This window comes from Mesorhizobium sp. B2-4-13, from assembly GCF_006658535.1.
Lineage (GTDB): Bacteria > Pseudomonadota > Alphaproteobacteria > Rhizobiales > Rhizobiaceae > Mesorhizobium > Mesorhizobium australicum.
Genome location: NZ_VFVB01000012.1, coordinates 143,691 through 165,607, shown reverse-complemented (window position 1 = coordinate 165,607; position 21,917 = coordinate 143,691). Strand labels below are relative to the sequence as shown.

The 21,917-nt window shown below is 62.2% G+C and carries 22 protein-coding genes; 6 read left to right on the top strand and 16 right to left on the bottom strand.

Going from position 1 to position 21,917, the window contains the following annotated elements; translation table 11 throughout:
* Positions 1-15: 15 nt before the first annotated feature.
* Positions 16-1,563, bottom strand: a complete 1,548-nt coding sequence (locus FJ936_RS26925; RefSeq protein ID WP_246680542.1) for an ABC transporter substrate-binding protein — start codon at positions 1,561-1,563, stop codon at positions 16-18.
* Positions 1,564-1,690: 127 nt separating this feature from the next.
* Positions 1,691-2,359 (bottom strand): XRE family transcriptional regulator, encoded by a 669-nt coding sequence (locus FJ936_RS26920; RefSeq protein WP_141907159.1) that lies wholly within the window; start codon positions 2,357-2,359, stop codon positions 1,691-1,693.
* Between the two features lie 145 nt (positions 2,360-2,504).
* Between FJ936_RS26920 and FJ936_RS26915 the strand changes: the two genes are divergently transcribed.
* The gene (locus FJ936_RS26915) at positions 2,505-3,641 is read left to right on the top strand and encodes an FAD-binding oxidoreductase (RefSeq protein ID WP_141907158.1); all 1,137 of its coding nucleotides are present in this window, start codon (positions 2,505-2,507) and stop codon (positions 3,639-3,641) included.
* 246 nt (positions 3,642-3,887) lie between these two features.
* Positions 3,888-4,646 (top strand): NUDIX domain-containing protein, encoded by a 759-nt coding sequence (locus FJ936_RS26910; RefSeq protein WP_141907157.1) that lies wholly within the window; start codon positions 3,888-3,890, stop codon positions 4,644-4,646.
* A 296-nt stretch (positions 4,647-4,942) separates the two neighbouring features.
* Here FJ936_RS26910 and FJ936_RS26905 read toward each other — a convergent pair whose 3' ends face one another.
* Positions 4,943-6,004 carry a site-specific integrase gene (locus tag FJ936_RS26905; RefSeq protein ID WP_141907156.1) on the bottom strand — a complete coding sequence of 354 codons (1,062 nt, stop codon included), beginning with the start codon at positions 6,002-6,004 and terminating at the stop codon, positions 4,943-4,945.
* 432 nt (positions 6,005-6,436) lie between these two features.
* On the opposite strand from FJ936_RS26905, the gene FJ936_RS26900 reads away from it, so the two are divergent.
* A complete protein-coding gene (locus FJ936_RS26900; RefSeq protein ID WP_246680541.1) occupies positions 6,437-6,700 on the top strand; it encodes a hypothetical protein in 264 nt (87 codons plus the stop codon).
* A gap of 184 nt (positions 6,701-6,884) precedes the next feature.
* On the opposite strand, the gene FJ936_RS26890 is transcribed toward FJ936_RS26900, so the two are convergent.
* Genes FJ936_RS26890 through FJ936_RS26845 form a run of 10 tightly spaced genes read right to left on the bottom strand, consistent with a single transcriptional unit; the run spans position 6,885 to position 16,071 of the window.
* Positions 6,885-7,301, bottom strand: coding sequence for a c-type cytochrome (locus FJ936_RS26890; protein WP_140793819.1), 417 nt, complete (start codon positions 7,299-7,301; stop codon positions 6,885-6,887).
* Positions 7,282-8,160, bottom strand: coding sequence for a cytochrome c oxidase assembly protein (locus tag FJ936_RS26885; protein WP_140793821.1), 879 nt, complete (start codon positions 8,158-8,160; stop codon positions 7,282-7,284). Before FJ936_RS26885 ends, FJ936_RS26890 begins: the two co-directional genes overlap by 20 nt.
* Positions 8,157-8,498, bottom strand: coding sequence for a hypothetical protein (locus FJ936_RS26880; RefSeq protein WP_140793823.1), 342 nt, complete (start codon positions 8,496-8,498; stop codon positions 8,157-8,159). Before FJ936_RS26880 ends, FJ936_RS26885 begins: the two co-directional genes overlap by 4 nt.
* Positions 8,498-9,103: a cytochrome C oxidase subunit III gene (locus FJ936_RS26875; protein WP_140720411.1), complete on the bottom strand. Its 606-nt coding sequence runs from the start codon at positions 9,101-9,103 to the stop codon at positions 8,498-8,500. Before FJ936_RS26875 ends, FJ936_RS26880 begins: the two co-directional genes overlap by 1 nt.
* Positions 9,100-11,076 (bottom strand): cytochrome c oxidase subunit I, encoded by a 1,977-nt coding sequence (ctaD, locus tag FJ936_RS26870; protein ID WP_140793825.1) that lies wholly within the window; start codon positions 11,074-11,076, stop codon positions 9,100-9,102. The genes FJ936_RS26875 and ctaD overlap by 4 nt, the downstream gene beginning before the upstream one ends.
* Positions 11,073-12,086 (bottom strand): cytochrome c oxidase subunit II, encoded by a 1,014-nt coding sequence (gene coxB / locus FJ936_RS26865; protein ID WP_140793827.1) that lies wholly within the window; start codon positions 12,084-12,086, stop codon positions 11,073-11,075. Before coxB ends, ctaD begins: the two co-directional genes overlap by 4 nt.
* Positions 12,083-12,616: a c-type cytochrome gene (locus FJ936_RS26860; protein ID WP_140793829.1), complete on the bottom strand. Its 534-nt coding sequence runs from the start codon at positions 12,614-12,616 to the stop codon at positions 12,083-12,085. Before FJ936_RS26860 ends, coxB begins: the two co-directional genes overlap by 4 nt.
* The gene (locus FJ936_RS26855; RefSeq protein ID WP_246680540.1) at positions 12,613-13,404 is read right to left on the bottom strand and encodes a substrate-binding domain-containing protein; all 792 of its coding nucleotides are present in this window, start codon (positions 13,402-13,404) and stop codon (positions 12,613-12,615) included. Before FJ936_RS26855 ends, FJ936_RS26860 begins: the two co-directional genes overlap by 4 nt.
* 58 nt (positions 13,405-13,462) lie before the next feature.
* Entirely contained in the window at positions 13,463-15,340 is a 1,878-nt protein-coding gene (locus FJ936_RS26850; RefSeq protein WP_140793833.1) for a methanol/ethanol family PQQ-dependent dehydrogenase, read from the bottom strand.
* Positions 15,337-16,071: a heme-binding protein gene (locus FJ936_RS26845; RefSeq protein ID WP_246680538.1), complete on the bottom strand. Its 735-nt coding sequence runs from the start codon at positions 16,069-16,071 to the stop codon at positions 15,337-15,339. Before FJ936_RS26845 ends, FJ936_RS26850 begins: the two co-directional genes overlap by 4 nt.
* Before the next feature lie 457 nt (positions 16,072-16,528).
* Between FJ936_RS26845 and dusA the strand changes: the two genes are divergently transcribed.
* Entirely contained in the window at positions 16,529-17,527 is a 999-nt protein-coding gene (gene dusA, locus FJ936_RS26840) for a tRNA dihydrouridine(20/20a) synthase DusA (RefSeq protein WP_140720420.1), read from the top strand.
* 2 nt (positions 17,528-17,529) lie between these two features.
* Here the strand turns inward: dusA and FJ936_RS26835 are convergent, their stop codons facing one another.
* Both FJ936_RS26835 and FJ936_RS26830 read right to left on the bottom strand, forming a co-directional pair.
* Positions 17,530-18,207, bottom strand: coding sequence for a TIGR02281 family clan AA aspartic protease (locus tag FJ936_RS26835; RefSeq protein WP_041163451.1), 678 nt, complete (start codon positions 18,205-18,207; stop codon positions 17,530-17,532).
* 37 nt (positions 18,208-18,244) lie between these two features.
* Positions 18,245-18,475: a DUF1289 domain-containing protein gene (locus FJ936_RS26830; RefSeq protein ID WP_140720422.1), complete on the bottom strand. Its 231-nt coding sequence runs from the start codon at positions 18,473-18,475 to the stop codon at positions 18,245-18,247.
* Between the two features lie 197 nt (positions 18,476-18,672).
* Between FJ936_RS26830 and FJ936_RS26825 the strand changes: the two genes are divergently transcribed.
* The gene (locus tag FJ936_RS26825) at positions 18,673-19,665 is read left to right on the top strand and encodes a nicotinate-nucleotide--dimethylbenzimidazole phosphoribosyltransferase (protein ID WP_140790827.1); all 993 of its coding nucleotides are present in this window, start codon (positions 18,673-18,675) and stop codon (positions 19,663-19,665) included.
* A gap of 28 nt (positions 19,666-19,693) precedes the next feature.
* Here FJ936_RS26825 and FJ936_RS26820 read toward each other — a convergent pair whose 3' ends face one another.
* Entirely contained in the window at positions 19,694-21,214 is a 1,521-nt protein-coding gene (locus tag FJ936_RS26820) for a HAMP domain-containing sensor histidine kinase (RefSeq protein ID WP_015317845.1), read from the bottom strand.
* Between the two features lie 76 nt (positions 21,215-21,290).
* On the opposite strand from FJ936_RS26820, the gene FJ936_RS26815 reads away from it, so the two are divergent.
* Positions 21,291-21,914 carry a thermonuclease family protein gene (locus FJ936_RS26815; RefSeq protein WP_015317846.1) on the top strand — a complete coding sequence of 208 codons (624 nt, stop codon included), beginning with the start codon at positions 21,291-21,293 and terminating at the stop codon, positions 21,912-21,914.
* The last annotated feature ends 3 nt before the right edge of the window (positions 21,915-21,917 follow it).

Below are 21,917 nucleotides of genomic sequence, written 5' to 3'. Positions count from 1 at the left end.
CTTCGGCGCCGATGTCTATTCGGACTTGGACATGTCGGCGATGTTGTAGACCTGGATCAGCATGGGATTGTAGACATATCCCTTGACCGACGAGCGCATGGCGAAGATGTCGTTCTTCTGGAAGAGGAGAACGTATGGCGCATCCTCATTGGTGATTTTCTGCGCGTCGATATAGAGCTGCTCACGCTTCTTCTGATCGACGGTGCCTAGCGCTTGGGTAATCAGATCCGTGACCTTCGGGTTTTCATAAAAAGCGCGGTTGCCGGGCGCGCCCATCTTGGTCGGGTCGAACCAGATGTTCATGAACATGAACGGATCAGCGAAATCAGGCGTCCAGGCGCCAGTCGCAATGTCGTAGTCGCCCTTGGCGACCAGTTCGCGCTTGGTCGTGTCGGCGACGTTCTTCATGTCCAGCGTGACGCCGATTTCGGCGAGCGAAGCCTGCAGCGCAAGCCCCACCGGTTCCCAGGCGGAGTCTGCCTGCGAATAGGTGTAGCTGATGTGCAGATTGGAAACGCCCGCCTCGCCAAGCAGCTGCTTGGCCTTCTCCAGATCGTAAGTGTACTGTATGCCCTGCGGGTCATGGCCCCACATGCCATCCGGCACGGCCCCGCGCATCTGTTCGGCCTGACCCTGCATGATGCCATCGACCAACCCCTTGTAGTCGGCGGCATAGGAAATGGCCTGGCGGACCTTGGGATTGTCGAAGGGCGCTTTCTTGTTGTTCAGATAGAGGTAAATCACATAGAGGCTGGGATTGCTCTCGATGGCCACCTCCGCGCTCGCCTTCATCGACTCAGCCTGATCGACCGGAACCTGGTCTATGAGGTCGGCGTCGCCGTTCTCCAACTGCAACCGGCGCGAGGACATCTCGCGCACGATCTTGAAGATGACCTGCTTGAATGCCGGCGCCTTGCCAGAATAATGCGGATTGGGATCGAGCGTGATCTGCTGGTTGCGCTCCCAAGACGAGATCTTGAAGGCGCCGCTGCCGGCGGTGTGCTCGGCAAGCCAAGCTTTGGCGTCGTCGCTGTTGACCGCGTGCTCTTGCGCCTTCGGATTGACGATCGAGCCGGCCGACGTGGCGAGCGCCGACAGGAACGGCGCAAATGGCGCCGACAGTTCGAATTTAACTGTTTGCGGGTCGACGACGACAACATCCTTGACGGTCGGGAACATGTCGCCAGGGCCAGCTGCCAGCTTCCTGACGCGATCGAATGAATATTTGACGGCCGCGCCATCGACCGGCGAGCCATCGTCGAACATGTGTCCCGACGCCAGTTTGAACGTCCAGCTGAGATTGTCGGGCGCAGTGGTCCAGCTCTCGGCAAGCTCGGGAATGACGTCGGTCTTGGCGCCGTTGTACTTCACCAGACGCTCGTACGCCGGAAAGATCAGCGTATAGCCATTGTTAGAGACCTCCACACCTGGGTCGGCGGTGGGCGGATCCTCGGCCTTATCGATGACCAGAACATCCTTGTCGGTGGCCCAGCCCGGTGCGGTGTGGGTGAAGACGGCCAGCGCGACGAATGCCGCAACGGTCGGCAGGCGACGTAACATCATGATGCGCTCCCCTCGAGCTTGTGTTTTGCACCTCGACGGGATGGCCCGAAGGATGTCTTTCGCACAGGCTAACATTCGCCTGCCAGATGGCAAGCCGATTTTTCGGATAGGAAAGCGATTTTTCTAATTAGCCAAGACTGATTTCTGTTTCGCGGGCGTCCTGGCCGTCATCAGGCCGCATGCCTTTGACACCTTGGATCAATGTCTGCTCCGATTGGCCCGACGTCGATGTGCACACGCAAAGAATCCGGGCAGGCTTGTCGCCGACGCTGACATAGGCATGTCCCATGGTGCTTTCAAAATAGACCGATTCACCGGTCTTCAGCCGCAGCGTTTCGTAGACGTCGGTATGCAGTTCGACCTCGCCTTCGAGAACATATGTGAACTCCTGACCGGGGTGGCGGATGAGTTCGCCGAACGTGTCGATGCTCTGCTGAGTGATTGCCCCAAGCATCGGGATCATCTCCTTGCGCGACAGCTCCGTACATAGAAAACGATAGACATAGTTGGGAGTTTCGACGATCCGCCCGTCCTCGAGCCGGCTTACCGCACGCGCGCCGTGGGCTATGGGAGATGCGCTCGCTTTGCGGACGCCGAACAGCTCCGTGATGTCAACCTTCAGACCTTGGGCAAGCTGGAGCAGCTTGTCGTAAGTCAGCGACATCTGATTGTTCTCGACTTTTGACAAGGTCGAGATGGCGAGCCCCGACATCTGGCTGACCTGCGTGAGCGTCAGGCCCCGTTCCCGCCGCAGCTCCTTGAGGCATTCCCCCAGACCTGGCTTCGAATCGCTCATGGCGTACCCTTTTTGACGTTGGCCGCACTCTAGGGTTCAGACCGGCCAAAGTCGACTCACCGGCGGGAGGGCCTTTATCATAGGAAAGACGTTTGACCGATCGGAAATATTTTGCTTGGTTGCCGGCGCTTACACGAGAGAGGCTATGCAGGACGTTTTGATCATCGGCGGCGGCATGGCTGGCGCCTCGGCTGCTTTCTTTATGGCGTCCGGTCGTCGAGTGACCGCGCTTGAAGCAGAAGCCCATTGCGGCATGCATACGACGGGACGGTCCGCCGCCCTTTTCATCGAGGGGTATGGGAACGCCGCCATCCGAGCCTTCACCCGCGCCAGCCGCCAGTTCTTCCTGGATCCGCCCTCCGGCTTTTGCGAAATACCTTTGCTGACACCTCGCGGCGTGATGGTCATTGGAACGGAGGCGCAGAGGTCAAGACTGGAGGCGCTGTATGCCGAGACAGCCGCGGAATCATCTGCTCCCTTGGAATGGCTTGACGCCGGCGCTTCCCGGTCGGAGATTCCAGTCCTACGACCCGATTACATCGACGCCGCATTCCTCGATCGCTCGGCGATGGACATCGATGTCGACGCTCTTCACCTAGGTTTTCTGCGGGGCGCGCGCCGTCAGGGCGCGCAAATCGTCACCAACGCACGGGTCGACGCGATCGAGCGCGTTGGCGGCACGTGGATTGTAAGGACGCCGGTCGGCGTCTTTGAGGCGCCTATCCTGGTCAACGCCGCAGGCGCCTGGGCGGACCAGGTGGCTGCCATGGGCGGCGCAACGCCGCTTGGGCTGGTGCCGAAACGGCGAACCGCGATGCTTGTCGATGCGCCGCCCAGCATCAACGCCAAGGATTGGCCGGGCGTGATCGATGTCGAGGAGATGTTCTACTTCAAACCGTCCTCGGGAAAGCTGTTGTTGTCTCCGGCCGACGAGACGCCAAGCGAACCTGGCGATGCCCAGCCCGAAGAGATCGACATCGCCATTGCGGTCGATCGCGTTCAACAGGCGGCGGACCTTCCGGTCACGCATATTTCACGGAGCTGGGCGGGACTGCGATCGTTCTTTTCCGACAAGACGCCGGCTGTCGGCTGGGATCCCCAGGTGGACGGTTTCCTGTGGCTGGCTGGACAAGGCGGCTACGGCATCCAGACCGGTCCAGCGCTCGGTCGACTGGCGGCGGTGCTGGTAACGGGAGGCAACATACCTGACGAGTTTGTTGTCGAAGGCGCCGACCCCGACTTTTTATCACCCGCCCGCTTTCAACAACCACGATCTGAATGACCGTTCCACAACCATGTCATCGGCCACGGCATCCCGATGGCGGGTGGGATCGCAAAAGCTTGAACTGGACGGGACCCGGCTCAAATACTGTCATAGGCCGTGTCCGCCAAACAGGCAATCCGACCAGCTCAATCCGGCATCGCCAAGCCTTCCTGGTGGTGGTCGCTCGCGATAGGCTTTGTCCAATGGTTCAGGCCAGACCTGGAGAAACATATCGGGAATTATTCTCGGGGATCGGCAGTGACTATGGCTTTGCTCAGTAATTTCCTCGCGGTTGGGCCCTACCGGCCGGATCAGGCGCGGGCTACGATTGTCGGAGATTTTGTGTTCCCTGAAAGGGTTGAAAAGCATCGGCAGGAAGTCTGGAAGGAATTTCGGGAGCAAAATCCTAAGGCCTTTGACGGTTCTCTTTTGCGGCTCCTCTCGCTTGACGCGCGCGACGGACGCATCAAGCTGATGCTTCAGCGCACCACCTTCTCTTCCTATGTTGCAAGCAGGGAACCTGCGTTTGCAGACAGGTTCCCAAGTGCGAGCCGATCCGACCCGATAGGAATCACTGTCATGGCGATGGGGAGTGACAAGCATTTACTCATCACCAGGCGCTCGTTCGAAGCTGAACAAAACCCCGGAGGCGTTTATTTCATCGGGGGCTATGCGGACGCGCGTGACGACGGACCCCTGGATTTGTTCGCGGAAGCTCAACGGGAACTGAGGGAGGAGATAGGTTTCGACGCAGTCGATAAATCAGATTCACTCCTGCTTGGAATTGCCTATGATCCCGTGCACTGCCACCCAGAGGCAACCATCTTGCTTCGTGCGAAAGTCCCAGCACATGAAATGTTGAAGCATCTGGACAGAGCGATGGACGCCGCGGAGGCCGATGCGCATTATGTTGTTTCTCTCGAATCCGTTTTGGGCGGCTCGGCTGCAAGAAAGATCGGCGGCCCGGCGACTTGGAGCGTCCTCACCAGCAGCGAACTACTTAGAAAGGCTGGCTTGGCGTAATCATCTGCATGCAGGCGATGGCACCTCCGGTCGACGCCTTAATCACGCCGGCGGCAACTGCATCGGACCAGACCGTAGAACAGGAACACAGGCCGGTATTTCAATCGCTGGAATCAAGACAAACGTCTTGTGGTCGTGGTCAATGACATCCGATCGTGACCTGAGACCCTATTCTGCTCCGGTTTGAGGTTTGAGGAGAGTCCTGGGTTTTATTTCTGGCCTCATGCGGCTGCCATGATTGGGCGATCATAACGCTCGGGGCGGCCCCACTAATGCTGCCGCCCCTCGCACCTCAACTATGCAGCCTTCGCAGCGTGGATAGTATGAAGCATCTCGGGCTTTAGATGTGTGTAGCGTCGCAGCATCTTCCAATCTTTGTGTCCTGTAACCAGCGCTACCTGTTCGATTGTGAACCCAGCTTCGAATAGGCGGCTCGTGCCTTCGTGCCGCAAATCATGAAAGTGAAGGTCTTGGATGCCAAGGTCAGCGCACCCTCGACGGAATGCGGTGCCGACCGACCTATGATTAAACGGGAAAATGCGATCATCATCATTGCTTCGCTTTGCGCGCTGCTCCTCAACAATGGCCCATGCATCGTATCCAGTTGCCGCGAATAGTGGAATGCGCTGATTGTTGCCTTTCTTATTGCGTGGGTCTTTGCGGTCGCGGATGAGAAGCATCCGCGTGCGAGAATCCAGGTCGGACCAGCGTGCCTTGCAAATTTCCTCCTGACGCATCGCGGTTGCAACGGCGAAACGTATAATGCGGCCAACCGGCGCTATCTGAAGAGGGTTTGAATCGAAGTGAGCGCCTAGCCTGTCGAGTTCATCCTGAGTGGGTCGCCTGTCGCGCTCACATCCCTTGCCGACAAGGCCGAGGCGCTTAAGCGCGATGCGCGCGAGATCGACGGGTTCGACCTTCACCGGTAGACCATGGACGGCCGCAGCATGAGACAGGACAAGTTTTATAAAGCCGATGTCAATGCCTAGCGTCATCGGTCCAGCACCTTGGGCAGCCCGGTCACGGCCGAAACGAATGAGCCGTTCGCGATCGAGAGCCGCGATGCTGCACTTGCCGAGATGCCTTTGGAGCATAGCGAGGGCCGCGACCTTAGAGCGGCGAGGGGACTTGCCTACATCGCACATGTCGTCGATATGGAGGTCGATGAGTTCGCCGAAGGTCTTAAGTCGCGCTATGCGGGACTTGGTTGGCGTCTCTCCGCGATCGACTTGACGCTCGGTTTCGGTCGCCCAGCGGCGCGCGTCGTCTCGGCGCAGGAAGGTCTCGCTGACGTAGCGACCCTTGCGACGGACTTGGACACGCCAGGAGCCGGACGAGAGCTTTGTGTAGGTGGCCATTTTTTCGTGTGCGCTCCGTGTGCACTGGGGGATCGAAACGTGGCGAAAAGGGTCGTATTCTGGCGTAAGTTCGTGTGCACTCGGCAGGGTCTAACGATTTGATGTTAAAGAAAAAATGGTGAAAAATCAAGATCATAGAGTGGCCGTGGCCCCGATGATGGATTGGACGGATCGGTATTGCCGGTTCTTCCGTCGCCAGTTGACGGCCCGCGGGCGAAGAGGCGAAGTCGACGTGGCCGACCCTCAGGTCGTCAATGAACTCCTATTCTCGCCCAACCTCTCCATCAATGAAACTGGCGCTCTCGATCCTGCTGCTTCTGTTGGTCGCGGGACGGTGACCGTCTCGACACCACGTCTCGTGCAGAGACCGGCAAGGTCGAGTTCGAGGTCCCCGGCATCCGCAGCGAGGGCGTCCAGGCGGTCGACATCGAAATGGCACGCGACGGCGCCACTGCCTATGTCGCGCTCGGTTCGGTCAACCGGGTGGCCGAAGTGGATGCCAAGACGCTGGCGGTGCGCCGCCTCTATCTCGTCGGCCAGCGGCCGTGGCACGTGGCGCTGTCCGATGACCAGAAGCGCCTAGTCAGCGCTAATGGCAATTCCGGCGACATCTCGTTCATCGATCTGGAGAATGAGGAGGTGGTGAAGTCGGTGCCGGTGGGACGCGGCCCCTGGGGAGTGGTGATCGGTCCATGAAGGCGCTGTCGCTCGAGGGCCGTTCAGTTCGGCGGTCGAACTGATACGCTTCACGCTCTATCTGCGCTTCGATCCCGTTTCCGCCCTTGTCGTTCTCGCCTGCCTCGTCGTGTTTTTCCTGGCGGCAGTGGTTGGCTGCGACCCCGGCCGCGGCCTGTGGTCCCGGCGCGGCGGCGAGGACTGATCATTTCAGGGCGTAGAGGTAGGCAGCGATATCACGCGCCTGCTGCTCTGTGATCCCCGTCGATGGCATGGCCGTGTGCGGATTGATCTCCCTGGCCGCTCGTATCCAGCGGATCAGGTTCTCCGGATTGTTCGCCAGCACGCCGGCGATAAAGACCCGGTCGGCAAGGCTGGAATCGAGGCGCGGACCAACCTGGCCTTGTGCCCCCGGCACGCCGGGGATCGTATGGCATCCGGAGCAGCCGTTCGCGATCATGATCGGAATGGCGCGCGCTTCCAAGCCGCCGGTCGCCATGTCCGATTCGTGGCGAACACGATCGCGCCGGTCGGACCACAAGGTCGCTGCGGCGACTGCCGCGGTCAGCAGCAGGATCGCGGTGAGCGCGCCGCCCACCATCCTAGCCAGGCCGGAGCGCATGGCTTGCCTCCCTGATTCCGCTCTTACTTATCCAAAGGCCGGCAAGCAGCAAGGCGGCTCCGCCATAGATCAGGCCAGCCGGAACCCACATCACCAGTCCGGCGAGCTGCTGGTCCTCGATCGGGGTTAGACCCCAGAGCGCCGCGCCGGCGGCATTCTGCGGGTACCAGAGTCTGGGCGACAACAGCAGCAGCACGCCGAGCAGACCAGTGTGCAGTGACGTGAAGAAGAGATGCATGACCGCGCTGCCATAGGCCTGCTGGCGGCCGAAACGCGGCAGAATCCCCCACCAGAACAGCAGGGCTGTGCCGAGGAAGCTCGCATGCTGGGCGTAGTGCAGCACGCCCTGCTGAAGCGCTGCCTCGAACAGGACGGGAACGTGCCAGATCCAGATCGCGATACCGTGGATGACGGTTGCGTTGAGGGGGCGGCTGGCCACGGTCCAGATCGCCTGGAGAATCCTGCCGTGCGTGAGCCTTCCCGTCCCTCGGCGAAGTGCGGCCGGCAATGCCCATATCAGGACCGCGCCGGGGCAGGCGGCGACAAGGAGCGGCGCCGCTACCGCCATCAGCAGTTCATGCTCGATCATGTGGGCGGCAAACACCCGTTCGCCAAGCGCATGGATTGGGCTGACCAGCGCTCCGGTCAGCACGCCCCAGCCGGCGGTGAACAACAGAACTTGCCGCGTCCGCTCGGAGCGGCCCCGGCTGCTGCGGAGCCATAGCCGGCTCGCTCCGAGCGCATAGATGAGCGCGATTGCGGCCAAAGGGAGCGTGATGGGAAACGCAAGCGTCCATCCCGCTTCGGGCGCGCCGGCGCCATAGCAGATCGAGGTTGAGAAGAAGGCCTCGAAGCTCATCGCAGGCACTCGTCGAGAATGAGTGCGGCGCTGCCCTGCATGACGATGACGAGGGCAAAAAGCAAAGCCGCAAGAATGCCGAGATCGGCGACGAATTTCTCGGTGCCGCGCGTGCGCTCCGGCTTGAAAGCCGCGCCCCCCTGCCGCCGTGCCCGCCAAGAAAGCATGCCGCCGAGAAGTGAAAGCAAGGCCAGCAGCAATGCGATCGGAAGCACGACCGGAAACTGGCGATTGCACTGCCACGGAACAAGCGCGTAGTTCAGCTGCGTCGAGATTGCCCAAGCCAAAGGCCCCGACAGAAGACCACCCCAGGACATTCCCAACCGCAGCGCGCGCATCAGCCTAGCCTCGGTACCCAGTAGATGAGCAGGTAGATCGGGATCCAGGTGAGCACCACGAAATCCCAGTAGAAGACGTTGTCGCCCACATCGCCGAAGCGCCGGCCGCTATAGCCATGGCGTGTGAACATCAGCACCGTCAGCACGATCGTGTCGCCCACGTCGGTGATCAGATGCGTGGTGTGCAGTCCAAGCAACACCCAAAGCATCGAGCCGTAGGCGTTTGTGTCCCAATAGATATTCAATGCCGGGAACTCGAACCAGCGCACCACGAGCGGGGCGACACCGAACAGCGACATCACGACCATGCCGATCCGCACCGGTACCATTGCGCAATGCTCGGCGTAGCGATTGAGGATGTGGTTTGGCACCAGGCTGGCGATCAGCAACAGGGTGACGATCGTTCCCGGCCAATGGTTAGGTTCCGGGGCGCTCAGACGCCAGTTGGGCCATGACATCGCCAGATAGAGATAGGCGCCGGCCGCCAGCGCGAAGCCCGTCCCTTCCAATGCCATGAAGCCGAGCGTGCCCCACCAGGTTGGGCTGCGCGGACCATGGCCAAACGTAGGGAGGGCGGAAAGGTCGGTGACGGGCCGCTGGTTCATTCCTCGTCCTCCGGATCGCCCTTGGGCCAGAACCAGCCGAGCAGCGTGAGCGCGATCGGCATGGCGCCCCAGACGATCGCCCACGGCGTGAAGATCGAGTAGAGGAACGTGCCGCCCACGGCGATCGCCGCCAGCAGCGGCCAGATCGACGGCGTCGCCGATTTCTCGCGGATGTCGGGGTAGGCCTCCGCCACCGTCGAGATGAGCAACTCGCGGACATCGACGCGGAGTCCAGTTGCGACGGGAAGTGCCTCTCGTTCGGCCCACAGCGGCTCGACATTCGTCACGATCGGAATGCGCGAGAAATTGTAACTTGGAGGCGGGGACGACGTGGCCCATTCCAGGGTGCCGGCATCCCAGGGGTTATCGCCGGCCGGAGCCCCTTTCAATGCGCCATGTATCAGGTTGAAGGTGAACAGCACGAAACTCAGGAAGAACAGCACCGCGCCGGCGCTGATGAACAGGTTGATGTTGCCCCAGCCAAGCTCCGCCGGATAGGTATAGACCCTGCGCGGCATGCCCCACAGGCCCACGAGATGCATCGGGAAGAAGGCCGCGTTGAAGCCGATGAAGGCCAGCCCGAAATGCCAGCGTCCGAGACGTTCGCTCATCATGCGCCCGGTGATCTTGGGGAACCAAAAATAGGCCGCGCCCAGCAGCGGGAATACCGATCCGCCGATCAGGACATAGTGGAAGTGGGCGACGACGAAGTAGGTGTCGTGCACCTGAAGGTCGAGCGGCACCGAGGCGAGCATGACGCCGGTTAGCCCGCCGATGACGAAGATGAAGAAGAAGCCGAAGACGAACAGCAGCGGCGTGCGGATCACCGGTCTGCCATCCCACAAGGTCGCCAGCCAACAGAAGATCTGCACGCCATTGGGGATGGCGATCAGCATGCTGGACGCCGTGAAGAAGCTCGCCCCGAGCTTCGGCAATCCGGTTGCAAACATATGATGCACCCAGAGGCCGAACGACAGGAAACCCACCGCGATCAGCGACAGGACCAGCCCTAAATGGCCGAACGTCGGTCGCCGGGCAAAAGCGGGAATGATGGAGGAGACCATGCCCGTCGCCGGCAGGAAGATGATGTAGACCTCGGGATGACCGAAGAACCAGAACAGATGCTGAAACAGCAGGGCGTCGCCGCCCTCCGCGGGGTTGAAAATGTGGGTTCCGACAAGCCGGTCGAGAATGAGGAAGGTCGAGGTGATCATGACCGCCGGCATCGCGAAGACGACGACGAAGGAAGTGACCAGCAGTGCCCACACATAAAGCGGTATCTTGTCCAGCGACATGCCGGGCGCGCGTTGCTTGAACACGGTGACGATGGTGGCGACGGCGACCGCAAGCGACGACACTTCGGTATAGGTGATCATTTGCGCCCAGACGTCAGCGCGCTTGCCAGGAGAGAATTCCGGTCCGGATAAGGGCACATAGGCGAACCAGCCGACGTCCGGCGCCATGTTGAGGAGGAATGAGATCCAGGCAAAGGCCCCGCCCGAGACGTAGATCCAGTAGCCGAATGCATTGAGCCGCGGGAAGGCGATGTTACGGGTGCCGACCATCAGCGGCACCAGATAGATTCCCGTTGCCTGAACGATGGGCACAGCGAACAGGAACATCATGGTGACGCCATGCATCGTGAACAGCTGGTTGTAGAGGTCCGGCCCGATCAGCCCGCGCTCCGGCCCGGAGAGTTGGATTCGCATGGCGACCGCGTTCAGCCCGCCAAGGCACAGGAAGATGAAGGCCGTGATCAGATAGCGCCTTGCGATGACCTTGTGGTCGACGCTCGATAATGCTCCGATGATGCCGGGCGGCGTGCGCCATGCCCGCGTGAGCCAGTGGTGCAGGCTGGCATCGTCCATGCCAGTATCGCGCGGTCCGTCATGCTCGGGAGCCAGGTCGCCCTTGGTGGCGGTCTCGCGTTTCGGCGGCAGGTCGCGTTCGCTGATCAGATCCGCGCTGCTCATTTCAGACCCTCAAGGTAGGCGACGATGGCGTTGAGTTCGTCGCCGTTGAGCTCCACCACAGGCATGTGGGAACCGGGCTTCACGCCTTGGGGGTCCGCTATCCAGGCAGCGATATTGCCTCGGCTCATCGTCAACGTGCCGGCGGCGAGCGTGCGCCGGCTGGCAATATGCGTCAGATCCGGCGCGACGGTTCCTCCCGCTGGAGTGCCCCCGATCCTGTGGCACATCACGCAGGGACGCTTGAGGAACAGGTCCTCGCCAGCCTTGGCCTCGTCGCTCGCCGGAGGGCCAGACGGCTGCAACTGGTCGTTCCACCAAGCGTCGAACTTTTCCTTCGGCTCAGCGATGATGAAGGTACCCATGTTCGCATGCTGCGCACCGCAGAACTCGGCGCACTGGCCGCGATATACGCCAGGCTTGTCGGCCTTGATGTCGAGCACATTGATATGGCCGGGGATGAGGTCGAGCTTGCCGGAAAGGCTCGGCACCCAGAAGGAATGGATCACGTCCGTCGATGTCAGCAGAAGCCGTACGGGCTCCCCGGCGGGGATGTGGATCTCGTTCGCTGTGGTCAGGATGCGGCTCGGCGTGGCGTCTTCGTAGCGCACTTCCCACCACCATTGGTGGCCCGTGACGCGAATGGTGAGCGCGGCGTCGGAGCCGATCGCCGCAAGTGTCCTGTTGGCGAAGAAGCTCAGCAAGGTCAGTCCGACCACGATCACTGCGGTCAGCCCGACGGCGATCACGACAACGCGCAACTTTCGATGGTCGGCGCCGGCGTCGAGCACGAGCGGCTCGGCGCCGTCCCGCGACCGCATCATCAACGGTGTGGCAAGAGCGATCATCACCAGGACCCAGATCACCACGCAAAGCGCGGTGAAGAACCAGATGAGCCATGCCAGCTCACTGGCAGCTGGCCCTTTCGGGTCGAGCGCTGATTGCCATCCTGCGCATCCCTGCAGAAACAAGACGCAGGCCGTGCCGAACCCGGTCGACGCAAGGCGCTTCACGGTGATTTCCCCAGCGTGGCTGCATCCGGCATGCGGTTTTCCGACGGATGCGGCATCATGTCGTCATTGCGTTGCGGCGCGGCGGACGAGGGCGCGTTGCCACTCAGCGAGCGAACGAAGGCGGCAAGCTCCCAAATCTGGTCATCGGGAATCTTGTCGCGGAAGCTCGGCATGCCTTTTGGCCGCCCATCGCGGATGGTAGCGTGGATGCTCTCGATCGAACTGCCGTAAAGCCATTTCTGGTCCATCAAGGCCGGCCCCATGCCGCCGCCACCATTGGCATGACAGCCCGAACAATTGAACCAGTTGAACAGGCGCTTGCCCTCGCTGAGGTGAAAGGCATTGGCCTCGAAGCTGGCTGCCTTGTTGTCGCTGGCGGAAGGCCGCTGTCCACCGGGTTCCAATGTCGTCACAGGCGCCGGCTGCTCGCCCGATCCGAGCGAGGATTGCGGGCGCGTGTCGCGCTCCTCGCGCTGGCATGCCGTAAGCGCTAGGGCCGTAAACAAGAGCATGGCGGCACCGTGCTTCATCGCACTGGGCTCCCCGGACCATCGAGGCGCGGCACGCCATACTGCGACAGCAATGCGTCGATCTCGGCCTTGTGCCTGGCCAGCGCGCTATTCACATCGCCACGCAGCGCATCGTCCTCGCGCCGAACGCCCATCGAGATGTCGTAGATCATGGGCAATTGCGGTCCGTCGATGCGAGGCATGACGGGCGTGACGCGGAGGGGCACTTTCTGCTTGGCGGCGAAGTAGCCGGCGAGCGGGCCCCAGACGACGGCAAGATCGATGTCTCCGGTCGCCACTGCTTCGACGATGCGCGCCGGAGGGTTGGGTGCGGAGTAGTCGCCATAGACGGGATAGCCGACGAGATGCCCGACGATGCCGCGGCGGCCGAGCGCCTGGACGGGAGGCGAATTGGCCCCGTCGTCGCCGATGAGTTGCACGCCGATCCGCATGGCGCGCAGCCGCGGATCGTTGAAGGATGCCACATCCGGACCGTCCTGGCGGGTGACGAAAACATAGGACGACCGATAATAGGGGGTGGTGGTGCGCAGCATTTCGAGATTGGCCGGCGTGCCGGGCACGAGATCGCAAAGGCCGGCCTTCAGCGTGTTGCGCACGAAGCCCCGGCGCTGTGCCCACCAAGTGTAGGTCAGTTTGGCGCCGAGATCGGCGGCCACGATCTCAGCGATCCTGTTCTCGAAGCCCTGACCGGCGGCGTTGGAGAAGGGCATGTTGTTCGGGTCGGCGCAGACCCTCAGTTCACGCACATTCGCTGTCGCCGGCAAGAGCAGCAAGGCGAGGGCGGCCATGCCGGTTGCCATCCGCTGGAGCGCCTTTCGCACCTGGCGCGAGGGCCGCTCGAGTGCCTCAGGGGAGCCGGAACACATAGAGCGTGCCTCCCGCCGTTGTCGCGTCCTTGAGATCCTTCATCGCGTTGACGAAACCGAGGGCAGCGGTGGCGTCGCGCGGATCGAGATCGCCGGACACGATGGCGCCGGCCCAGCCGCCTACACCCGACAGGATCGCCACATATTGGTGTCCGTCGGGGCCGCGATATGTGATGGGCTGGCCGATGATGCCGGACGACGTCTTGAATTGCCAAAGCAGCTCGCCGGTCTTGGCGCTGACCGCCTTGAACCAACCCTCCATGGTTCCGTAGAAGACGATATCGCCGGCGGTCACGACCGCGCCGCTCCACACCGGGAAGTTCTCCTTAAGGCTCCAGGCGGGCTTCTCCGCGGCGATGTCCCAAGCGGTGAAGGCGCCCCGGTTCCCACCAGGCCCGGGGATCATGCGCACGTTCATGCCGACATAGGGCGTGCCGGCGATGTAGTTCACCTCGACGCCTTCTTCGTCCATGCACAGATTGTTATGCGGTATATAGAGCAGCCCTGTCTTCGGCGAGAAGGCGGAAGGCTGCCAATCCTTGAGCCCCGACGCGGTCGGGCAGATGTCGCGGACGACCTTGCCGGTACCGGTCTTCTTGTCCGGATTTTCGACCAGACGGCCGCTGTCGAGGTCGACACCCTTGCTGGAATTGACGGGGCCGTAGGGCTTCGCGGACAGCACTTCGCCGGTGGTCCGGTCGAGAATGTAGAGATAGCCGTTGCGCTCGGGCCGGACCAGCACCTTGCGCGGCTTGCCCTGCCAGTTCATGTCGAGCAGGACCTGCTCATTGATCCCGTCATAGTCATGGAGGTCATGCGGGCTCCACTGGTAGAACCATTTCGCCGCTCCGGTATCAGGGTCGCGGGCGAAAATCCCTGACGTCCATTTGTTGTCGCCGGGCCGCAGATCCGGGTTCCACGGTCCGGGGTTGCCGGTGCCGTGGAAGATCAGGTTGAGATCCGGGTCGTAGGAAATCCAGCCCCACATGTTGCCGCCGCCGATTTTCCAGGCTTCCGGCGGCCATGTCGTGACGCCAAGGTCCTTGCCCTTGTCCATGTCGTAATGCGGCTTGAAATCGGGGCCGATCAGCACGTCCTTGTCCGGTCCGGTGCCGTAGGCCGTCCAGACGACATGACCGTCGCCGGCGTCAAGCGCCTTGACCCAGCCGCGGACGCCCATCTCGCCGCCTGAATTGCCGACCAGCACTTTGCCTTTCACCACCAACGGCGCCATGGTGATGGTCTCGCCTATGTTGATGTTGCCGATATGGGAGTTCCAGATCGGCTGACCGGTGTTCGCATCGAGTGCGATGGTGTGACCGTCCAGTGTGTTGAAGAAGATGCGCCCGTCCGCGAAAGCCGCGCCGCGATTCACGACGTCGCAACAGGCAACCCCTTGCGCCGCGGGTTCGGGATTGGGTTCGAACTTCCATTTCATCGGCGCGCCTGGCTTGGTGAGGTCGAGCGCGTAGACCATGTTGGGGAAGGGGGTCACGATGTACATAGTGCCGCCGACGACCAGCGGCGCCGCTTCCTGGCCTTTGTTGACGCCGGTGGAGAAGGTGAAGGCCACCTGCAGGTTCTTGACGTTGCCTTCGTTGATTTCCGTGAGCTCACTGTAGCGGGTCGACGCGTAGTTCTTGGCCGGCATCGTCCATTGCCCATCGTCGCGCGGTGCGGCGGAAGCCGGCGGCGAGATCGCCGACGGTGGCGGAGCTTCGGAAGCGCCCGTCAGCAGAGGAGTGCAAGCCAGCAGCAACCCCGCAAGGAAGCTCTGGAGACGTTTTCTAGCTGCCGCCGGGCGGTTCGTGCGTACCGCGTCAACGCAGGGTGTTGCACACCGCGCTGCTTGCTTCATTTCGGTGTCGCGCCTCCGACGCCTGAACCGATTTCCGCTGCGATGTCGGCCTCGGTGCCCGAGCATAGCGGGTGACCCCAGCCGGAGGCGCTTTTTCCGCCGGGATCGAGATCATAGATGATGGCATCCTTGCGGTTGGGATTGACGCCTGCCGGGACCTTGTCGAGGCCGAGAGCCGCGCGAACGCGCCAGGCGACATTGTGGTCGGCGCAAGAGGAATCGCCACTGACGCCAAGCGCGCCGATGATCGTTTTGCCGTCGTAAAGGGCCAGGCCGCCGCCGAACACGACGACACCGCCGATAGGCTTGCCGACCAACGGATCGTTGGCGCTGCCGAAGGTTTTGGGATCGCCCGCATAAGCCGCGGCTTGGTTGACGGGGTTGGTCGCCTGCAGCCCGAACAGCGGCCCACCCGGTTGCACGCCAGCGTAGAGATTGGCCGTCGACAGGGCCATTTGAGCCAGGCTGAGACCGTTGGCGGTGTTGGCTTTCTCCGCTGCGACGAGCCGACTGCCCGGCCATTGCGAATCGACTGCGGGGCCGCTGAACGCAATCGCGCAGACAGTGCCATCGCGGGCAACGATCGCGCCCCATTCGTTGGTTTCAAAGCCGCCATTGGCTGGTCCGCCGCTTGCCTTCACATTGGCTTTGAGGACTGTAAGCAGCCTATCGTGATCGGCCGGACAAGCCTGCTGCGCCATGGCCCTGTCATCGTGGAGCAGGTCGCCCATCAGCAACAACAAACCAAAGGCAGATACGAAAAGCTGACAGCGATACATTGTCTTGGGCATTCGTTCGAACATCAAAGAGAACCCTGGCAGATCGTGGAACGCGAGCAGGCGTCCGTGCCTAACTCGCACAATGCTTCTATGTTCCTGCTTTGGAAAAATTCGTGCAGTTGGATTTGAAGGCTGGTGTTCAGCCATGCTGTCCGTGTCATCCCAAGCCTCCTTTGGCGGGCGATAAACCCGGACAACTCATCTGCTCCTAATCCGGACAACTCACGTGCTTACGACACAGATCGGAGAGGGACTTGCCTACATCGCACATGTCGTCGATATGAAGGTCGATGAATTCGCCGAAGGGCTTCAGGCGCGCATACGGGACTTTGTCAGCGTCTCACCATGATCGACTTGGCGTAAATTCGTGTGCACCCGGCAGGGTCTAGCGTTTTGAATGTTAAAGAAAATGCTGAAAAATCAACAATATAGACTGGCTATTGCACCCATGATGGACTGGACGGACCGCCATTGCCGGTTCTTCCATCGCCAGATGACGACACATGCGCTGCTTTATACCGAAATGGTTGTGGCCGACGCGGTTATCCACGGCGCGCGCGAGCGGCTGCTTGGCTTCGATGAGGTGGAACATCCCGTCGCCCTGCAACTTGGCGGCTCCGATCCGGCAAAACTTGCCGAAGCGGCGCGCGTTGGCGAAGCCTTTGGTTATGACGAGATCAATCTCAATGTCGGCTGCCCGTCCGACCGCGTCCAGTCGGGCACGTTCGGCGCTTGCCTGATGAAAGTACCCGACCTCGTCGCAACCTGCATCGCGGCGATGAAGGCGGCGGTGACGGTGCCAGTCACGGTCAAGTGCCGCATCGGCGTCGACGAACAGGATCCGGAGCCGGCGCTCGATGCGCTGGCGAATGGGGTTTTCGATGCCGGCGCCGATGCCTTGTGGGTGCATGCTCGCAAGGCCTGGCTGGAAGGGCTGAGCCCCAGGGAAAATCGCGACATCCCGCCGCTAGACTATAACAGGGTTTATCGGTTGAAGGCTGGAAAACAAAGCAAATTCATAGGTATCAATGGCGGTATTCAGTCTCTTGGCGAGGTGCGGCTGCATCTCGATCATGTCGACGGAGCCATGCTCGGCCGCGCCGCGTACCACACACCAGGCATTCTGGCCGGCGTTGACGCCGCCTTCTACGGTGCACGGTCGGAAGCGTTCGATTTCGCGGCACTGATCGATGCTATGGCGGAGTATGCGGCGCGCCATATCGAACAGGGCGGCCGGCTCGGCCATGTCACCCGCCATATGGTCGGGCTGTTTCATGGGCTGCCCGGCGCGCGCCGCTATCGTCAGATCCTGTCCACCGACGCAACCCGACCCGGGGCCGGGGCTGACGTGCTGAAGACTGCTTTCGCGGCTGTCGAACTCGGTGGAGCGACCGCCGAAGCGGCCTGAGCTCAGTCCCTGAGGATCATCCGGTCGCCGCGCACGTCGAAGCCCGACAGCGAACCGATGAAGTTCATGCCGAGCAGGCTTTGGCTCAGCATGCCGGGGGCGGCGATCATCACCGGCATATCCTTGCGCACGATGCCGCCGATCGCCAGTTCGTCGGTTTTGACCGCCGCGGCGCGCGCCATGCCATTGGCGGTCGAAACCGGTATCGTGTAGTTGAGCGCCGCGGGATTGAAGCCTGCGGCCTGGGCGTCCTCCGAAGTCAGAACCGTGCTGGTGGCGCCGGTGTCGACAACGGCGCGAACCGGGTTGCCGTTGACCAGGATGCGCGCTTCGAAATGGCCATTGTCGGCCTTGTCCAAGGTCACGGTGGCGTGGCCGTCTTCGACACCGAGCGCCAGCGGGCTGCCGGGAACAAGGCCGGCGGTCACCCGGCTGGCGACGTCCTGCAGCTCGTAGCGATATTGATAGCCGGCGATCAGCGCGAGCACGATAGCCGCCCAGGCGCCGAGATTGCGGGCCATTACTCCCAGCGGAGCGGACCGCAGCAAGCCGGCGCCGATAAGGGCGCCGAAAGCCCCAAGCCAGATCAGCCGGCCAAAATCGTAATTCTCGACGCCGAACGTGCTGCCGGCGGAATCGTTGAGCATGAGCAGGGCTGCCCCTACACCGATCACCGCCATCACAACCCAGAACAGCCGGCTGCTCACTCGTCCCTCGCTAGGGTGCGTCGCGTTCGCGTGCCATGCGGGTGCGGCGCGTTTCCCGGCGCGGCCGGCGCTCGACGGTTTCGAGCCGGGCTGGCAGTTCGGCCATCACGCTGCGGCGCGTCTCGGGCGTCATCCCTATCCAGGCGCCGATCTCCTCGCGCGTGCGGCCGCAACCGAAGCAGAAGCCGGTTTTCATATCGATCGAACAGACCAGGATGCAGGGAGATTCGATGGCCGTCATGACTTTCTCTCGAGGGACCCGTTCGGAATCCGCTCTTTCATCTCCACATGGTGCAACGGCAAAGCCAATGCAAGCCCTCCCGATCGCGCCTTCCGTGGCTGCCTTTGCGGCAAATCAGGAAGGACGATCGAGGAGGTTGTGCCGGTCACGCAAGACAGCTATTCCGCTCCTCTGCTCCAGCAACGATTGTTCGCGACATGACCAGTGCACTGCCTTTCGACGATTTCCGCGACCTGCTCGGCAATCTGCCATTGGCCGACCTCAAAGCTGAAGCGCGCGTGCGCACACTGTTTGCCAAGGCCGACAAGCCTGAGAATTCGCTTGGTCGCGTCGAGGACATCGCCGCATGGCTCGCAGCCTGGAGCGGTCGCGCTCCGCCTGCCGTGACCAGGCCCCTGATGGCTGTCTTTGCCGGCAACCATGGCGTTGCCAGGCAAGGCATTTCGCCGAGGCCCGTGGCGGCGACCGCTAACGCGGTCGAGCTTTGCGCGGCCGGCGGTGCGGCGATCAACCAGATCTGCATTGCCAACGACCTCGGTCTGAAAGTGTTCGATCTTGCCCTGCACATCCCGACCGGCGACATCACCGAGGACGCGGCGCTCGATGAGCGCGGTTGCGCCGCCACCATGGCCTTCGGCATGGAGGCGATTGCCGGCGGCACCGACCTGCTTTGCCTCGGCGATCTCGGTGTCGGCAATTCCACCGTCGCCGCCGCCCTGCTCGCCGCGCTTTTGGGGGGCAGGGGTGCCGACTGGGTTGGCCCGGGATCCGGTGCCGACGCGGCGATGCGGGCTCGCAAGGCAGAGGTGGTCGATGCGGCGCTGGCCTTTCACGGCCGCCATCTAGAAGATCCGCTTGAGGCGCTGCGCCGGGTGGGCGGCCGCGAGTTCGCGGCGATAGCCGGCGCAATCCTTGCCGCGCGGACGCAGCGAATACCGGTACTGCTCGATGGATTCGCGGCAACGGCAGCCGCGGCGGTGCTGCATGCAGCGAACCCCGCAGCCCTTGATCATTGTCTTCTCGCCAGCCTGTCGCCGGAGTTCGCGCATGCAAGGGCGGCCGAGCACCTCGGGCTGCGTCCGCTGCTCGATCTGGGGATCGGCGAAGGGGCGGGAGCCGCTCTGGCGGCTGGGCTGGTCAAGGCGGCGGCACTGACCAGTTCGGGCATGGCGGCGGCTGTGCGGGGTTGACCACGCAGCACCAGCGTTTACGGGGTCCTTACCGCCGTCGCGCGGCCACCGCCGCGGTCGGCAGCGCCGGCAGTTCTTCCATCACCCGGCTCAGCGGGAAAATAGCGATCGCCTCGGTGCCTTCGCGCAGCTTGGAATGAAGCTCGAACTCGCCGCCATGCATGGCGAGCAGCCCTTGGACGATCGGCAGGCCAAGCCCGGTGCCTTGCTCGGCGCTCTTGATGGCGATCGAACCCTGGCCGAAGGCTGAAAGCACGACCGGAATCTCGTCCTCGGGAATGCCCGGACCGTTGTCCTTGATCGAAATGTATTGTCCGCCGCCCGCCGTCCAGCCGACCCGGACGCGGATTTCGCCGCCGGTGGCGGTGAACTTGATGGCATTGGACAGAAGGTTGAGCGTGATCTGGCGCACGGCGCGCTCGTCGGCGAACAGCCGCGGCAATGTCTGTTCGAAATCCTGGATGACGCGGATGTCCTTGTTGCGCGCCTTCAACTCCATCATGTGGCAGCAATCCTCGACGATGTTGAGCAACATGACCGGCTCCTCGTTGAGCTGGTAGCGGCCGGCCTCGATGCGCGATAGGTCGAGGATCTCGTTGATCAGGTCGAGCAGATGCTGGCCTGAGTCATGCACGTCGTGGGCGTAGTCACGATAGGTGGGATTGCTCATCGGCCCGAGGACTTCGTTCGCCATCACCTCGGAAAAGCCGAGAATGGCGTTGAGCGGCGTGCGCAATTCGTGGCTCATCGAAGCGAGGAAACGCGATTTTGCCAGGTTGGCGTCCTCAGCCCGCCGCCGCGCCTCGTCCGACATCGACTTCGCCGTCTCCACTTCGGCGATCAGCGCGTCCTTTTCGGAGCGGAACGACAACAGCAGCAGGGAGAAGCGATTGAGGTGACTGGCAATATAGGCGAAGAAAGGCAGCGACAGGACAAGCAACGCGGCCATGATGGCCTCGACCGGCATCCACGACTTGGTCGCGGCATAGGCGTAGAGCGCCACTGGAACCGCGAAGGTCGCCAGCAGTGCTCCGCCCAGGGACGAGGCCATGAGCGCCGTCCCTGCCATGGCAAACAGCAGCACCACCGCCTTGACCGCCTGGAACTGGTCGACCTCGCAGGCCCCGCAGCCCAGCCAGACGAACCAGGCCCAGCCCAGACCACAAAGGAAATGGCCGACCAGGAATTCCCTTCGCGTTTGCAAGGCGTTAAGTTCGGAAGCTTCCGTGCGCTCGATGCGCCGCGCCATGAAAACGACGATCGTATAAGAGGTCAGCGTAAACAACGCCCAGAGCCCGATCTCATTGCCGACACCGGCCAGACGACCGGCCGCGGCGATCGCCAGGACGAGCATCGGGATGACGACGGCACCGCTGGTCATCGCCTGGGCATGGAGCTTCAGCAGCTCGCGGTCGAAATCGAGATTGCCGGCCTGCTGCGAAAGACGGTCGCGCGTCTTGCGCACCGCGCGCGCGACATCGCTGTTGCGATGCCGTTTCCTGCGGTCCACAATGAACTTGTCCGCCGTGTTCGAGCGTTGCAAGGGCATCAAAAGCTTCAATTTATGCGCGCAGCGATTTCAAGGTGTTAAGCTACGTTCGAATGATTAACCAACCGTTTGCCATATGAGCCGTTCGTGGTCGCCAAGGTCGCGCCCGAGGTACGCGGCGGCGCGCCCGAGAAGTCCGTGGCGAAAGCTGCTGGATTACGGGCTGACCGTCATCATTCTGGGGCTGCTGATCCTGCTTGCGGCGCGTCTCGATCGAGTGGAGACACGCAAGACGCAAGGTATAGCCATCATCAATGACGGCGATTCGATCACGCTCGGCACCGAGCGCATCCGCATGCGCGGCATCGACGCCCCGGAATACACCCAGACTTGCCACAAGAACGGCGCCGATTATGCCTGTGGCACGCTGGCGCGCCAGTCGCTGGTGCGGCTGATCGCAGGCAGGCCGGTCACCTGCAGCGGCTGGCAGCGCGACCGCTATGGCCGGTTGCTCGGCGACTGCAAGGCCGGCGGCACCGACCTAAACCGCGCCCAAGTCGAGGCCGGCTGGGCCGTTGCCTACGGCGCTTTCGAAGGCGAGGAAGCGACGGCCCGCGCGGCCAGGGTTGGCATCTGGGCGGGCACGTTCGACCTGCCACAGGACTGGCGCGACAGTCATCACGGCGAGGTCGTCGAGCGAAAACATGGCACACTGGCGTCGATCGGCGACGCGGCGCGCGAGATCTTTCGCTTCTGGTGAAGC